Source organism: Epilithonimonas hispanica (assembly GCF_003385395.1).
Classification (GTDB): Bacteria; Bacteroidota; Bacteroidia; order Flavobacteriales; family Weeksellaceae; genus Epilithonimonas; species Epilithonimonas hispanica.
In genome coordinates, this window is sequence record NZ_QNUG01000015.1 from 85,033 (window position 1) to 99,160 (window position 14,128).

13 protein-coding genes, 1 tRNA gene and 1 pseudogene are annotated in these 14,128 nt (G+C 33.4%); 9 read left to right on the plus strand and 6 right to left on the minus strand.

Translation table 11 applies throughout. From position 1 onward, the window contains the following. The first annotated feature begins 23 nt into the window (after positions 1 to 23). The 5 genes from DRF58_RS08970 to DRF58_RS18460 all read left to right on the plus strand — a co-directional run bounded on the left by DRF58_RS08970 (position 24) and on the right by DRF58_RS18460 (position 6,531). Complete coding sequence (locus DRF58_RS08970; RefSeq protein WP_245955391.1) at positions 24 to 1,184, plus strand: M28 family peptidase; 1,161 nt, start codon at positions 24 to 26, stop codon at positions 1,182 to 1,184. 247 nt (positions 1,185 to 1,431) lie between these two features. Further along, positions 1,432 to 2,616: a sigma-54-dependent transcriptional regulator gene (locus DRF58_RS08975; protein ID WP_116034765.1), complete on the plus strand. Its 1,185-nt coding sequence runs from the start codon at positions 1,432 to 1,434 to the stop codon at positions 2,614 to 2,616. A gap of 111 nt (positions 2,617 to 2,727) precedes the next feature. Continuing rightward, positions 2,728 to 4,086, plus strand: coding sequence for an MATE family efflux transporter (locus DRF58_RS08980; RefSeq protein ID WP_116034767.1), 1,359 nt, complete (start codon positions 2,728 to 2,730; stop codon positions 4,084 to 4,086). Positions 4,087 to 4,259: 173 nt separating this feature from the next. Further along, positions 4,260 to 6,023: an arginine--tRNA ligase gene (gene argS, locus DRF58_RS08985; protein ID WP_116034768.1), complete on the plus strand. Its 1,764-nt coding sequence runs from the start codon at positions 4,260 to 4,262 to the stop codon at positions 6,021 to 6,023. A 349-nt stretch (positions 6,024 to 6,372) separates the two neighbouring features. Continuing rightward, a complete protein-coding gene (locus DRF58_RS18460; RefSeq protein WP_162300302.1) occupies positions 6,373 to 6,531 on the plus strand; it encodes a hypothetical protein in 159 nt (52 codons plus the stop codon). A 260-nt stretch (positions 6,532 to 6,791) separates the two neighbouring features. Here DRF58_RS18460 and DRF58_RS08990 read toward each other — a convergent pair. Continuing rightward, a tRNA-Gln gene (locus DRF58_RS08990) sits at positions 6,792 to 6,862 on the minus strand. A gap of 100 nt (positions 6,863 to 6,962) precedes the next feature. On the opposite strand from DRF58_RS08990, the gene DRF58_RS08995 reads away from it, so the two are divergent. The 3 genes from DRF58_RS08995 (at position 6,963) to DRF58_RS09005 (ending at position 8,976) form a co-directional block, all read left to right on the plus strand. Continuing rightward, the gene (locus DRF58_RS08995) at positions 6,963 to 8,024 is read left to right on the plus strand and encodes an acyl-CoA synthetase family protein (RefSeq protein WP_116034770.1); all 1,062 of its coding nucleotides are present in this window, start codon (positions 6,963 to 6,965) and stop codon (positions 8,022 to 8,024) included. A 1-nt stretch (position 8,025) separates the two neighbouring features. Continuing rightward, positions 8,026 to 8,418, plus strand: a complete 393-nt coding sequence (arfB, locus tag DRF58_RS09000; protein WP_116034772.1) for an alternative ribosome rescue aminoacyl-tRNA hydrolase ArfB — start codon at positions 8,026 to 8,028, stop codon at positions 8,416 to 8,418. A 78-nt stretch (positions 8,419 to 8,496) separates the two neighbouring features. Next, positions 8,497 to 8,976, plus strand: a complete 480-nt coding sequence (locus DRF58_RS09005) for a cytidine deaminase (protein ID WP_116034774.1) — start codon at positions 8,497 to 8,499, stop codon at positions 8,974 to 8,976. Between the two features lie 181 nt (positions 8,977 to 9,157). On the opposite strand, the gene recF is transcribed toward DRF58_RS09005, so the two are convergent. From recF to DRF58_RS09030, 5 genes are all read right to left on the minus strand, one after another. Further along, positions 9,158 to 10,261 carry a DNA replication/repair protein RecF gene (recF, locus tag DRF58_RS09010; protein WP_116034776.1) on the minus strand — a complete coding sequence of 368 codons (1,104 nt, stop codon included), beginning with the start codon at positions 10,259 to 10,261 and terminating at the stop codon, positions 9,158 to 9,160. Next, the gene (locus DRF58_RS09015) at positions 10,258 to 10,566 is read right to left on the minus strand and encodes a type II toxin-antitoxin system RelE/ParE family toxin (RefSeq protein WP_116034778.1); all 309 of its coding nucleotides are present in this window, start codon (positions 10,564 to 10,566) and stop codon (positions 10,258 to 10,260) included. The genes recF and DRF58_RS09015 overlap by 4 nt, the downstream gene beginning before the upstream one ends. Continuing rightward, entirely contained in the window at positions 10,554 to 10,865 is a 312-nt protein-coding gene (locus DRF58_RS09020; RefSeq protein WP_116034780.1) for a hypothetical protein, read from the minus strand. The genes DRF58_RS09015 and DRF58_RS09020 overlap by 13 nt, the downstream gene beginning before the upstream one ends. A gap of 43 nt (positions 10,866 to 10,908) precedes the next feature. Continuing rightward, positions 10,909 to 12,708, minus strand: a complete 1,800-nt coding sequence (locus tag DRF58_RS09025) for a hypothetical protein (protein ID WP_116034782.1) — start codon at positions 12,706 to 12,708, stop codon at positions 10,909 to 10,911. A gap of 174 nt (positions 12,709 to 12,882) precedes the next feature. Continuing rightward, entirely contained in the window at positions 12,883 to 13,647 is a 765-nt protein-coding gene (locus DRF58_RS09030) for a UbiA prenyltransferase family protein (protein WP_185144540.1), read from the minus strand. Between the two features lie 379 nt (positions 13,648 to 14,026). Between DRF58_RS09030 and DRF58_RS19225 the strand changes: the two are divergent. Then, positions 14,027 to 14,128, plus strand: a pseudogene (locus DRF58_RS19225) (IS982 family transposase); the annotation flags it as partial.

Sequence of the window (14,128 nt, forward strand, 5' to 3'; positions counted from 1 at the left end):
TTTACCAATTATTAATAATGAAGATGAAGAACTTACTATTTTCGGTTTTATTTTTAGGATTTTTTGCAAATTCTCAAACATTCAATCAAGATTACGCGAATGTCGCTAATTTGGTTTCTCAGACCAATATCAACACTTATTTACAGGATTTCGAAGCTTTGGGCGTGAAAACCACAGGCTCAATAGCCAACAACAATGCTTATAATTGGTTAAGAAACAAATATCTGTTTTTCGGATATTCCGAAACTGAAATCACAAAAGATTCTTTTAATTACGGCGCGCAATCAACATCCAACATTATTGTTACAAAAACGGGAACCAAATATCCTAACACTTACATTATTGTTTGCGGACATTACGATACAATTACAGGAACAGGGGCTAATGATAACGGAAGCGGTATTTCAGTCATTTTGGAATTGGCGAGACTACTCAAAAATGTTCCTACAGAATATTCAATCAAATTCATCAATTTCTCTGGAGAAGAACAAGGATTGCTTGGCTCAGCTCATTATGTAAGCAATGTTGTGAATGCAACTTCTCCGAAAATGAGCATCCGTTTGGTTCTTAATATCGATGAAGTCGGTGGAATCAAAGGTCAAACCAACGACACGATTACTTGCGAGAGAGACGAATCTAATAATCCAAGTTCCAACAACTCGGCGTCCAATACTTTCACACAACAATTGATGAATTGTGTGACGCTTTATTCCAATTTGAAAACCAATTTGAGTTACGCCTACGCTTCCGATTATATGCCGTTCCAATCGAATGGAGAAATCATCACCGGCTTGTTCGAGTACAACGAAACGCCTTATGCACACACGGTTAACGACACTTATTCTAATGTAGACCCAGTTTACATTTACAATATTGCGAAGGCAACAACTGGAGCAGTTCAACATTTTGCAATTGCAAGTCAAATGCTAAGCTTAGATACTGCAAAAGAAGCTTTGAAAAATTTCAAAGTTTCCCCAAATCCGGCAAAAGACTATCTTCAACTGGAAATTCCGAGTAATAAAAATCAAAAGTTTAGCTTTATGATAACAAGTCTTGAAGGAAAAACAGTCAGTAAAACCGAAAATCAAATAAGGATTGATATTTCCAAACTTCCAAAAGGTGTTTATCTTGGAACTTTTAAAATGGATAACCAACAGATTACTAAGAAAATCATAGTTGAATAAAAGATTGTTCAAAATGACAAACATTCTTTAACCACAAAAAAATCATCCAAAAGAGCAAAACCAAGTTTTATAAAACAACTTTTTCAACTTTTGATAAGCTTAAAAAGAACAACAGCTTTTGTGGCTTTTGTGGTTTTAAAACAAGTCAAAAATTCGGCAGGTAATTTGCTATGAAGTTTTTCAAATTTTTAAATAATCAATAGTAATAATTCGTTTTACGAAATCTAAAATCACTATCTTTGTGCCTATGCAAAAAATCTTAATAGTAGAAGACGAAAAAGCAATTTCCGGAGTTCTACACAGTATTTTATCAGATGAACTACCAGATTACCACTTCGAAATAGCCGAGGACGGTTTGGAAGGTTTCAAATTTCTAGAGAAGGAAGACTTCGCTCTAGTGATTTCTGATATCAAAATGCCAAAAATCTCCGGTACCGAATTACTAAAACAAACACTTCAGATAAAACCAGAAACTACTTTTGTAATGATTTCCGGTCACGCAGATATTGACACTGCCGTCAGCTGTTTGAAAGAAGGTGCGTATGATTTCATTTCCAAACCGATTGACATCAATCGATTGATAACAAGTGTAAAAAATGCGCTTGACAAAGGAAATCTTCAAAAAGCCAACACCAATCTGAAGCAGGAAAATTCTCAACTTAAGAAAAAAGTTAACAAAAAATACCAAATGATTGGTGATTCTTCCGCCCTTAAGAGAATTCAAGAAATCATTGATAAAGTGGCTCCTTCCGATGCAAGAGTTCTAATCACAGGACCAAACGGAGCAGGTAAAGAATTGGTAGCGCACGCCATCCATTCACAAAGCGAACGTTCCCGTGGACCAATGGTAGAAGTTAACTGTGCTGCGATTCCTTCAGAATTGATTGAAAGTGAATTATTCGGTCACGTAAAAGGATCTTTTACTGGAGCAATCAAAGATAAATCTGGAAAGTTTGAGCAAGCAAATGGTGGAACTATTTTCTTGGATGAAATTGGTGATATGAGTTTGGTCGCTCAAGCCAAAGTTCTAAGAGCATTGCAAGAAAGCAAGGTTTCCCCTGTCGGAAGTGACAAAGAAATTAAAGTGGATGTCCGTGTCATCGCTGCAACCAATAAGAATTTGGCTAAAGAAATTGAGGAAGGAAAATTCCGTGAAGATTTGTTTCACAGGCTTTCTGTAATCGAAGTCAATGTTCCATCGTTGAATGACAGGAAAGAAGATATCCCATTATTAGTGGAATATTTCACTCAAGTCATTGCAAACGAAAATGGTTCTGCGCCAAAGAAATTTGATGAGAAATCTATCAAAGCATTACAGCAATTTGACTGGACAGGAAACATCAGAGAACTTAGAAACGTTGTAGAAAGATTAATCATTTTGGGTGCTGACCCTGTGACTGCTGATGACGTCTCGAATTTTGTAAAGAAGTAAACTTAATTAAATATTATATTTAACCGCAGTTTTTTCTGCGGTTTTTTTTTTGAATAAAAATGAAGATTTATTAATTATGATTTTTCTTTTAATAAAAATATATGAAACAAAATGAACTTTTTAAATAAACAATATACGCAGGAAGGACTGAAATTAGCACTTCCTGTAATGCTGACACAAGTTGGACAAGTATCTGTAAACCTGTTCGATAACATTATCGTTGGAAAACTTTTAGGAGCGCAGGCTTTAGCTTCGGTTTCTCTGGGTAATGCCTTATTTTTCTCGATTTTTGTATTAGCTTTAGGATTTTCTTTTGCGATTCCGCCTTTGGTTTCCGAAGCTAATTCTCAAGGGAAACACGATACTATTAATTCGGTTTTCAGACATGGATTTGTCATTAATCTGGGAATCGGGATTTTGCTGATGATAATTTTGTTATCTGTACTTCCATTGATTTATCATCTTGACCAGCCAAAAGAAATTATTCCAAACACGATTAGCTTCTTGAGTATAATGGCTTTTACGATGATTCCGTTTATGATGTTCCAGACTTTAAGAGAAGTTTCGGAAGGATTATCATTTACAATAGGTGTGACAAAAGCCACTATTATTGCGAACGTTATTAATATTGCATTGAATTACGTTTTCATTAAAGGACTTTTCGGATTGCCCGCAATGGGCGTTCAAGGTTCGGCTTTAGCAACTTTGATTGCCAGAATTTTTATGGTGGTTTTCCTTTACTTTGTCTTGGTAAAAGAGCCAAAAACAAGACGTTACCTCAAAGAATTTTCTTTGAAAATCAGTCTTTTCACAAAAGAGATGTTCAATAAAATGTTCAAACTTGGTTTACCAACTGCTCTACAAATGTTTTTTGAAGTTACTGCTTTTGCTGCAGCAGCTTTTATCTGTGGATTAATCAGTTCTACTGATATTGCTTCACATCAGATTGCGCTCTCTATGGCCTCATTTACTTTCAACCTTTGTATTGGTTTCAGTGTGGCTTCTACGGTGATGATTGGAAACAAAATGGGTGTTGGAGATTATGCAGGTTTGAGAAAAATCGGAATTAATAACTTTAAACTGACTCTGATTTATATGGGATTCTGTGGATTGATGTTTATCCTTTTCAGAAATGTTCTACCACATTTTTTCACGAAAGAAAGTGATGTTTTAGTTATCAATTTAGCTTCGAAATTAATGATTATTGCGGCGCTTTTCCAGTTATCAGACGGAATTCAGGTTACGGCTTTAGGTTGCCTGAGAGGAATCCAAGATGTGAAAATCCCAAGCATTATCACTTTTGTTGCTTATTGGGTTTTCACAATTCCTGTTGGATTTTTCCTTTGTGTGACGATGAAAATGGGTGCATTTGGAATGTGGATTGCGCTGGGAATTGGATTGACGATTTCTGCTGTTCTTTTGGTGATTAGATTTTTGAGATTAAGTAAAAGGAAAGCTTTGGCTAATTAATTATACTCAAACGCTAATACAACCACATAGGCACAATAGGAAAATCATTAAAAGATTAAAATAGAATTCTATTTAAATTTAAAAGAATTTTAAAAAAACTATGTGTCTATGTGGTTAATAAATTATTTCAAAACCTATTTTAAATTTTTAAATTTGCAACTCAATATTTTATAATGACGATTAAACAACATATACAATCTAAAATATCGGAAATCGTTTCCAAATTATACGGCATCGAGAATGTGACGCTGGAAGTCCAGAAGAACAAAACCGAGTTTGAAGGCGATTTCACCATCGTGATTTTTCCGCTGGTAAAACTGGCGAAAAAAAGTCCTGATGTTCTTGGAAATGAACTTGGAGAAGAAATTAAAAATCAAATCGATTTCATAGAAAACTTCGGAATCGTGAAAGGTTTCCTGAACTTAAAAGTTAAAGATTCGGCTTTCTTACAAGAGTTTTCTGAAACGGAAAAGAACTTCGATTCTACTCCTTCCAAAAACGAAACGGTAATGGTGGAATATTCTTCGCCAAATACCAACAAACCGCTCCATTTGGGACATATCAGAAATAATCTTCTCGGTTTTTCTGTGGCTGAAATCCTGAAAGCAGACGGTTACAATGTTATCAAAACGCAAATCATAAACGACCGTGGAATCCACATCTGCAAATCGATGTTGGCTTGGAAAAAATTCGGAAACGGGGAAACTCCTGAATCTACAGGTTTGAAAGGCGATAAATTGGTCGGAAACTATTATGTGGAATTCGATAAATTATATAAATCCGAAATCAAAGCGCAAGTTGCTGACGGAATCGACGAAGAGACAGCGAAAAAACAAGTGCCTTCTATCATCGAAGCGCAGGAAATGCTTTTGAAATGGGAACAAAATGATGCTGACATACGTAAACTTTGGGAGATGATGAATTCTTGGGTTTATGCAGGATTTAATCAGACTTATGCGAGATTGGGCGTTAATTTTGACCAAGTTCAGTACGAGAGCAATACTTATCTTTTGGGGAAAGATTTGATTCAGCAAGGTTTGGACAATGGCGTTCTTTACAAAAAAGAAGACGGTTCTGTTTGGTGCGACCTGACGGACGAAGGTCTTGACCAAAAACTATTGTTGCGTTCTGACGGAACTTCGGTTTATATGACGCAGGATTTGGGAACCGCTGTTGAGCGTTTCAAAGATAATAACATCCAAAGATTGATTTACACTGTTGGGAATGAACAGGATTATCACTTCCAAGTTTTGTTCAAAATCTTGAAAAAATTGGGTTATAATTGGGCAGACCATCTTTATCATTTGTCTTACGGAATGGTCGAATTGCCAGAAGGAAAAATGAAATCCCGTGAAGGAACCGTGGTTGATGCAGATGATTTGGTTCAGGAAATGTATTTGACGGCAAAAGAAAAATCTCAGGAATTGGGCAAACTGGAAAATCTTTCTGCCGAAGACAAAGAGAAATCTTACGAAACGGTTGGATTAGGCGCTTTGAAATATTTTATCTTGAAAGTTGACCCGAAAAAGAAAATGCTTTTCAATCCAGCAGAAAGTATCGATTTTAATGGAAATACAGGTCCGTTTATTCAATATACTTATGCGAGAATTCAGTCGCTTTTGGATAAGGCAAATTATTCCGCAAAAGGACTTTCTGATGCTTATCTCCCGAACGTTGGTGAGAAAGATTTGATAATGCTTCTTTCGGAGTTCAAAGATGTGGTTGCAAAAGCTTCGGAATCTTTGAGTCCAGCTCTAGTTGCGAATTATGTTTATGAATTGGTGAAAGCTTACAACTCTTTCTATCAGAACAATCCAATTTTGAATCAAGATGATGAGAATGCGAAACAATTCCGTCTTCAGATTTCCGAATTGGCTGGAAAAACGATTAAGAAAGGGCTTTCTCTTCTTGGAATTAATGTAGTGAATAGAATGTAAAATTCTCTTTTAAATAAAATTAAACTCTGCTGAAAGGCGGAGTTTTTTGTTTTTGGAATTATGATGCTTAAATTTGAAATTACTTTATTCAATAAAATGAGAGACTGGCGGAGAAGGCAGACAGGCTCAAAAAAAATAAATGATTTGACGGGCGAAAGAATATATCTTTTGCCCATTTTTTTAAATCAGACGTAAACTAAAAAAAAAGAAAATCTTAATATTTTTATTACTAATAATCATTTATTCTTGTTCCTAAAAAAATCTTCAAATCAAATAACAACGAATAATCGACACTAAAAAGCTTGGGATTATCTGGATAAAAAAGACAATATCAAAGCCTTCATATAGTTTGAAAAAGCCAAGGATTTTTCTTAAACATAAAAATGATTTAGGAGTAGGAAAATGCCTTATGAACATCGCAATCATCCAAGAACAATTGGGAGATAACTTTGGCAGCCAGGAAAAATCTATAAGCGCATTAACTTTTTTTGACGAAAACAAAGTATAACTTCCTCCAACTAAAAGACTTTTATTAAAACTTTTAAAGTTATAATGAAATTTATTTTAATAAATATGGAAATCCGTAAAAATTAAAATTGAAGTATTTTTGCAAAAATAACAAGGAGATTTCACAATGGAATCCAATTAAAACAAAATTTATATATTAACCAAGTATGAGGCTTCGAATTTTGAAGTCTTATATTTTTTTCTGCATATATTATAAAAAAATAACCAACTGAAATTCAGCTGGTTATTAACTTACGATTGTAGACCCACAGGGATTCGAACCCCGACAGGCGGTACCAAAAACCGAAGTGCTACCGTTACACCATGGGTCTGTCGTTTATTGTGGTGCAAATGTACAGCTTTTTTTTTAACTTCCAAACTTTCTTCAAAAAAAATTACATATTTTTATAAAATAATTTTTCAAACAACTCAATGTTAATCGACCTTTCCAAAGCATCACCAATCAACCAAACCTCATCTAACGAATTTGAATCCAAAGTTTTAGACTTCATAAAAGAATGGTTTTCGGAGTCAAAAACGGTGAAAATCCAGAGTTCTGGCTCTACTGGAATTCCGAAAGTTTTTTACGTAGAAAAATCAAAAATGTTGAACTCGGCAGAGATGACTTGTGATTTTTTAGGTTTGAAAGAAGGAAATTTGGCTCTACTTTGTCTTCCGATTGAATATATCTCAGGAAAAATGATGGTCGTAAGAAGTATTTCGAGAAAATTAAAACTGAAAATTGCTCCAACTTCTCTTAATCCTTTAGAAAATAATAATGAAGAAATTGATTTTTGTGCAATGACACCTTTGCAAGTTGAAAATTCTTTGGACAAAATTCATTGGATTAAAAATTTGATTATTGGAGGCGCATCTGTTTCTGAAACTTTAAAGCAAAAAATTCAAGAATCATTAACTAAAAAAGAAAAAGGCTTCGAGAGCCTCAGCCTGACAAATAATTTTCAACCCAAAGTATTCGAGACTTACGGAATGAGCGAAACCCTTTCTCACATTGCATTAAAACAAATTTTCCCAAATCCAGAAGATTGGTTTACAGTTTTTGAAGGCGTAGAGATTTCTTTGGACGAAAGAGATTGTTTGAAAATATTTGCTCCAAAATTGAATTCTGAAGTTTTACAGACCAATGATTTGGTTGAAATTAATGACATTAAACAATTCCGGTTTCTGGGAAGAATCGATAATGTAATTAATTCAGGAGGCGCCAAGATCTTTCCTGAAGAATTAGAAAAATTAGTTAAAAAAGAAATTCCCAATGAAGCCGTTTTTCTAGGAATCCAAGATGAAAAACTCGGACAAAAATTAGTTCTCGTAATCGAAGGAGAATCTAATGAAAATCTAAAATTTAAAATCCATAATTTAAAATTTCAAAAGTCGTTTCATAAACCAAAAGAGATTATTTTTGTAGAACAAATCCCAAGAACGCCGAACGGAAAAGTGAATCGTCTTGAATTAAAAAAATTAATCAAAAACTAAAATGAAAGATTTTTCTACCGAAATCAGTTACAAAACTTCCCGCTCTTCTGGAGCTGGCGGACAGAACGTGAACAAGGTGGAAACAGCTGTTACCGGAATTTGGAACGTGATGGAAAGTCAGTTTTTTTCTTTTGATGAGAAACTCCGAATCTCGGAAAAACTCAAAAACAGAATCAATTCTGAAGGTCTTCTGCAAATGACTTCTTCTGAAAGCAGAACGCAACTCCAAAATAAAAAAATTGTGACTGAGAAAATGCTGGAACTGGTTAAAAAATCACTTTTTGTTCCAAAGAAACGACTCGCTACAAAACCTTCGAAAGGTCAAATCCAAAAACGCATCGATAACAAAAAGAAATTGTCCGAGAAAAAGGAAAACCGAAAATTCAGATTTTAATCAATCTTCAAATAAATTTCAAAAAAATCTTTTTATTTTCCACAAAACTTGTATTTTTACCTCCCTGCATTTTAAAAAATGGAAAAAGAGATAAAAATCAACTTTGAAGTCATCCCGAGTTACGAAGAACTCAACGATATAGAAAAAACACTATTTGATAAAGCTAAAACCATTCGAGAACAAGCCTACGCGCCTTATTCCCACTTCTTTGTTGGATGTGCTCTGCTTCTGGAAAACGGCGAAATAATCACTGGAAGCAATCAGGAAAACGCCGCTTATCCTTCTGGATTGTGTGCCGAGAGAACGACGATTTTTTGGACTTCTGCCAATTATCCCGATGTAAAAATCAAAAAAATATTTGTGATTGGCGGGCCAGAAGGAGCTCTAAGTTCTATTCCAATTCCACCTTGTGGCGGTTGCAGACAGTCAATTTTGGAATATGAAGCTAAGCAAAAAGAACAAATCGAAATCTATTTTGCCGCACCAAACGGAGAAATCATCAAAACAAAATCTATCCGAGACTTGTTGCCATTCTCATTTGACGGGAGCTTTTTATAATTTTTAGGAGCAAGACGATTGGTCTATTTTTAGAAATTTTCCAACCTGCTGTCCACTATATCTTTTTTGTCATTGCGAACACCGTGAAGCAATCTGTTGAACTTTTCAGCAATCGCAATAACAAAAAAGGATGCCGTTCCCATCAGGGCTATGTTGACGTTTTGTAATCTCTAAGCTTTTTCTAAATTTCAAAAACCTTACTTTCTTCGTTGATACGTCTCACAACGTTTTCTGTTCTTTCTTTATGAGTGTCAGTAATGAAAATTTGCCCAAAGCTCTCTTTATTGACTAATTCAATCAATTGAGAAACTCTTGAATCATCTAGCTTATCAAAAATATCGTCTAAAAGGAGAATCGGAGATTTTCCTGTCAATTCTTTGATTCGGTTGATTTGAGCTAATTTTAAAGAGATTAAGAATGATTTCTGTTGACCTTGCGAACCAATTTTCTTGATTGAATTCCCGTTCATTTCGAACAACAAATCATCTTTGTGAGTTCCTTTGGAAGTGTAAGTTAAAGCTCTGTCTTTGTCAATTGAACTGGATAAAAGTTCCTTAAAAAAACTGTTAGGCTGAGCGGAGTCGAAGCCATCCAAAAGATGAGATTCATAAATCACGTTCACGATTTCTTTTCCTCCAGAAATGATTTCATAAAAATGCTGAACAATTGGATTTAGTTTTTCTACAAAGTCTTTTCTTTTTTCAAAAATTCGAGTTCCGAAGTTTGAAATTGGGTCATCATAAATCTCCAAAGAATCTTTGTCAAATGTCCTGTTCTTCGCAAAATATTTCAGCAAAGCATTTCTCTGCTGAATCGTTTTCTGATACTGAATCAAATCAAAAAGATAAGAAGAATCGGTCTGAGAAATCATTGCATCCAGAAACTTTCTTCTACTCTCTCCAGAATCAGAAATCAAATTGGAATCATACGGCGAAATCATCACACTCGGTAGATAACCAATATGGTCAGCTAATCTATCGTATGATTTATCATTTTTCTTAATGACTTTTTTGGATTCTTTTGGCTGGAGAATTTTGATAATATCTTCTTTTTCCTCATTCTGAATTTCGGATTCAATGACGAAGAAATCTTCGTCAGATTTCACATTATTAAGGTCAGAATTTCCAAGGAAACTCTTTCCAACAGACAAATAATGAAGCGCATCCAGAATGTTGGTCTTCCCTACTCCATTATTGCCCACAAAACAATTGATTTGAGGCGAAAAATAAAAAGACTGTTCCGAGTGATTTTTGAAATTGATGAGCGCAAGTTTGTTGATAATCATAATCCTAAAAAATTTTCGAGTGTTTTAGGATTTTGATGGTTCTCCCAAAATGAAATAATTGAAATGGTTTCTTTTTCTATATTGTAAATCAAACTATAATTTTTAAAAACCAACATTCTTGTAGTTTCATTGATAGTTTTTTTTCCAGATAACGGTTGAATTTTTAACTGATTTGTTTTTTCCTTAATCGCAATTTTTAGCTTTTTAGAATAAGATTTACTTTTATTTCTATTATTCCAATATTCAAAAATTTTATCTCTTTGATTTTTAGCAAAATGAGTCCATTCTACCTTTAACCCAACCATTCTTCATCCATTTTGTCCATTTCTTCTTCTGTGTAAACTCTACCATTTTTTACATCGTCCATACCTTGTTCTATCATTTTCATCACATAATCTGGAAGAACTACTACTTCTTCTTTAAAATATTCATCAACTTCTTCTTCTGTCATTGGTTTTTCAGATTCGTAGATGGATGGAGATTCTGCGACGATATTGGGAGATTTTGATTCAAAATTCTTGAGGAAAGCGGATAACAAATAATAATTATCGGATTCACAGATTTTCTGAATTAGTTTTATTTTAATATCATTAATGTTTTCCATCACTCAAAAATTTCAGTAAAGATAAAACTAAATAACAACAAAATCAATTTCCGAAATTCACAAAGTGCGGAATGTCTGTTCCAAAATTGTTCAATGGTAAAACATTATTTCGGTTGCTGTTAAAATCAAAAACCGAATTATTATCAAAAGGAACGCGAGGATAATAAGTAAAGGAAATCTGAATCCTGTTGAAAACCAAATAAGGATTGTTAATCAAAACTCCAATTCCAATTTTTGTATTAGCATTGGTTTTCAGCAATTTATCATCTGGCATTCCAAGCCAACCAACAGCAGTCGTTAAATAAGGACTAAAGTGGAAATTCTTCCAAGTTTTATTAACGAAAAGTTGAAGCTGATATCTCAAAACCAGCTTCTTTGTGCCGATATAATCCGCATTGTAAACAGGAAAATCTTCTGCTGCGGAAAGATTAATCCTATCTCTGTAAGAATAATTATGTTGAGGATTTCCAAGTGCTAAAGTCGGTGAAAAGAAATGTCTGGCTTTTGCAAATTTCCAATCCATCAGATTTGTGAAATAAGTTCCATCTAGGCGAAAAGATTCGCGGTTTTCTCTTTCTTCATTAAAAAACCGACCAAACTGAGCTATAATATTGAAATAACCGATTTTCGTAAAATCTCCGTAAGATGCAGCAACACCGGCGTAAGGCATCACTTCGTTACTTCTTGACAAAAACCCTGCAGTTAAGTTGAATGTATTTCCGTAAGCAATATCTTCTGGCAAATCGTATTGAAAAATGTTTTTTTCAACTGCAAATTTCCTTTGAATAAATCCCGCAGACATCAAAAAACTACTGTACGAACGGAAATATCCAAACTGGTCAATATAAGGACTATCTTTATACTGATAATTCTGAAAACGTCCTATCAATGCAATATTACTCGATACTTTTTCTTCTGGATTAGATGAAACCGGAATCTGATAACCTCCCCACAAATCCTGACTGTAAACTTTGATTTGAACTTCAGGAAAAGTTGTGTCTGTTTCTATCGGAAGTAAAACATTTCGCATAAAATATTCAAAAGTGAATCCGCCTGCCCATTTAGTCAATGGTGAGAAAAAGTCTCTTTTAACATTAAAATTAATTCTTTCATTTTTCACAAAATCTCTTTCTCCCAAAACTTGAGCATTGATGTAAGAACCAAAGAGATTATAAGCCGTATAACTTCCGTACATATAATCTTGTTTTTCCTTAGAATCGTTTCTGTAAAGGAAATCCGCTTCGTGACCAAGACCTAGAAAATTCTCTTCTGTAACTCCAAGACCGATTTTACTTCCAGAATAACTCACTCTCGGCTTCAAACTCCAAGAATCGAGAACTTTTATCACAACATCAATAGAATCCTTGGTAGAAGTGCTGTCAGAAATGCTGATATTAACTCTGTTGATGAAAGGCATTGTTCTTAGCAAACGTTCGGATTCATAGAGTTTTTGCGCATTATATTCTTCGCCTTTTTTGAAAAGCAAATAATTATTAACTGTTGAAACTCGAGTATTTGAATGAAGATGATTTGTAAACCAATCGTACCATTTGGACTTTTCTTTTTTGTCTTTAGAACCATATCCAAAAGGGTCAATCGTTTCAATTTTAATATTTCGGATATATCTTCCATCATAAGATGCTTGCGTTTCTTTCTCGGTTCGAGTTTTTACGGAAACCGAATCTGCTTCGCGACGAAATATAAAACGATGAATGAATTTTGTAAATTCTCTTTTATCCGAAAATTCTTCAATTTTATAATAAAGCGAATCTTTTCCTTCCTGAGCATTAGCAAAAGAAAAGCAACTTAAAACGAAAATAAAAATCAGAATCGATTTGTTCATCAATAATCGGAAAAATATTTTAAAGATAAATAAACAACATAGGCACAATAGATTTATTTCATCTAATTAAAAAGATTAAATAGTTGCAACTATTTAATCTTAAATTATCAATCAACCAAGTATTATTAAACTATGTGTCTATGTGGTTTAAAGTAAAATTCAACAAAATCTGTATTAGCAATTTATAAGCCAATGCACGAAAAGCCATAACAAAGGTAATCCGCTACAACTCTCTACCCAAAAAGAAAAGTATGATTCTTGATTGCTATTTTCAGAAAAATAAATCAATATAAATGTGATAATTACCGTCAAGAAAAAATAAATTCCGAATTCCAAATCAAGGTAAAAAACACTCAATAAACCAGAAATGAAAATCAGTATATAAGCCAGAAATTTAGTTTTCTGAACACCAATCAAAATCGGAAAAGTCACAACATCATCACTTTTCATATCTCTTATATCAAAAGGTAAAACCAAAGCCGAAATGAATAGCCAAGAAATTAAAAAAATCGGCCAATTAAATTCAGGAAGAATCAACCAAGAATTGATTAAAGCCCAAGTCAATCCAACGTAAAAAATTTTTAGTAATGGGATTTTCCTGATGAATTTCTCCAAGAAGAAAGAATTGTAAAGCAAACCAAGAATGACAATAATTGCCCATTTCAGAAGTCTGTATTCGTTATGATTTTTGAGAATGAGAATGACGCTGATAATTCCGCAAATACAATTGAAAATCAGAATCTTGAGAAACTTCTTTTTGTCGTACTGATATTTAGTATAAAGATAACCGCTGAAATAAGTGATGAAAATCAAAAGCAAAGTCGGCCATCGGAATATCTTTTGCTCCAGCATAAAAAAACCAGCCAGAAAAGTTCCCATTAATGAAACATAAACCTGACTGTCAATGAGATATTTTTTTGCTAAATTTAAAATCGACATTTTATTTTAACAAATGTCGGAAAAATTGTTCTAAATAAATGAAGTTTAAAATCTTGAAAAACATTAAACCACAAAAGTCACAAAAGAATAATTTCCATAAAGACTAAAAAAGATATTTTTTTTAAAGCAATTCCTTTTTTGAACTTTTGATAAACTTAAGAAAACAGAAGCTTTTGTGACTTTTGTGGTTTTAATTCAAATTAAAAAAAAATTGTTTTCCCTTCCAACCTTACAATAAAATGATGCATCTTTATAAAGTGATTAATTCACTCATTCAAAAAAATACAATCTACATATGAAAACCCGTAGTGCATTATAAAAAAGGTTACTCATAATACGGAAATTTCGTATATTGTATTGACTATCAATCTAATACGTTATGAATAACCTAGATGCAATTTACGATTTTATTTTAAAGGAATTAAGAAAATTAACCATCAAAGAAAATTTTTATTTCAAACCAATTAAACCAAAATTATCT

What these genes read in the sequence shown, in the direction of transcription:
- DRF58_RS08970 (WP_245955391.1), top strand. Translation starts at nt 24, where the DNA reads ATGAAGAACTTACTATTTTCGGTTTTATTTTTAGGATTTTTTGCAAAT.
- DRF58_RS08975 (WP_116034765.1), top strand. Translation starts at nt 1,432, where the DNA reads ATGCAAAAAATCTTAATAGTAGAAGACGAAAAAGCAATTTCCGGAGTT.
- DRF58_RS08980 (WP_116034767.1), top strand. Translation starts at nt 2,728, where the DNA reads ATGAACTTTTTAAATAAACAATATACGCAGGAAGGACTGAAATTAGCA.
- argS (WP_116034768.1), top strand. Translation starts at nt 4,260, where the DNA reads ATGACGATTAAACAACATATACAATCTAAAATATCGGAAATCGTTTCC.
- DRF58_RS08995 (WP_116034770.1), top strand. Translation starts at nt 6,963, where the DNA reads ATGTTAATCGACCTTTCCAAAGCATCACCAATCAACCAAACCTCATCT.
- arfB (WP_116034772.1), top strand. Translation starts at nt 8,026, where the DNA reads ATGAAAGATTTTTCTACCGAAATCAGTTACAAAACTTCCCGCTCTTCT.
- DRF58_RS09005 (WP_116034774.1), top strand. Translation starts at nt 8,497, where the DNA reads ATGGAAAAAGAGATAAAAATCAACTTTGAAGTCATCCCGAGTTACGAA.
- recF (WP_116034776.1), bottom strand. Translation starts at nt 10,261, where the DNA reads ATGATTATCAACAAACTTGCGCTCATCAATTTCAAAAATCACTCGGAA.
- DRF58_RS09015 (WP_116034778.1), bottom strand. Translation starts at nt 10,566, where the DNA reads ATGGTTGGGTTAAAGGTAGAATGGACTCATTTTGCTAAAAATCAAAGA.
- DRF58_RS09020 (WP_116034780.1), bottom strand. Translation starts at nt 10,865, where the DNA reads ATGGAAAACATTAATGATATTAAAATAAAACTAATTCAGAAAATCTGT.
- DRF58_RS09025 (WP_116034782.1), bottom strand. Translation starts at nt 12,708, where the DNA reads ATGAACAAATCGATTCTGATTTTTATTTTCGTTTTAAGTTGCTTTTCT.
- DRF58_RS09030 (WP_185144540.1), bottom strand. Translation starts at nt 13,647, where the DNA reads ATGTCGATTTTAAATTTAGCAAAAAAATATCTCATTGACAGTCAGGTT.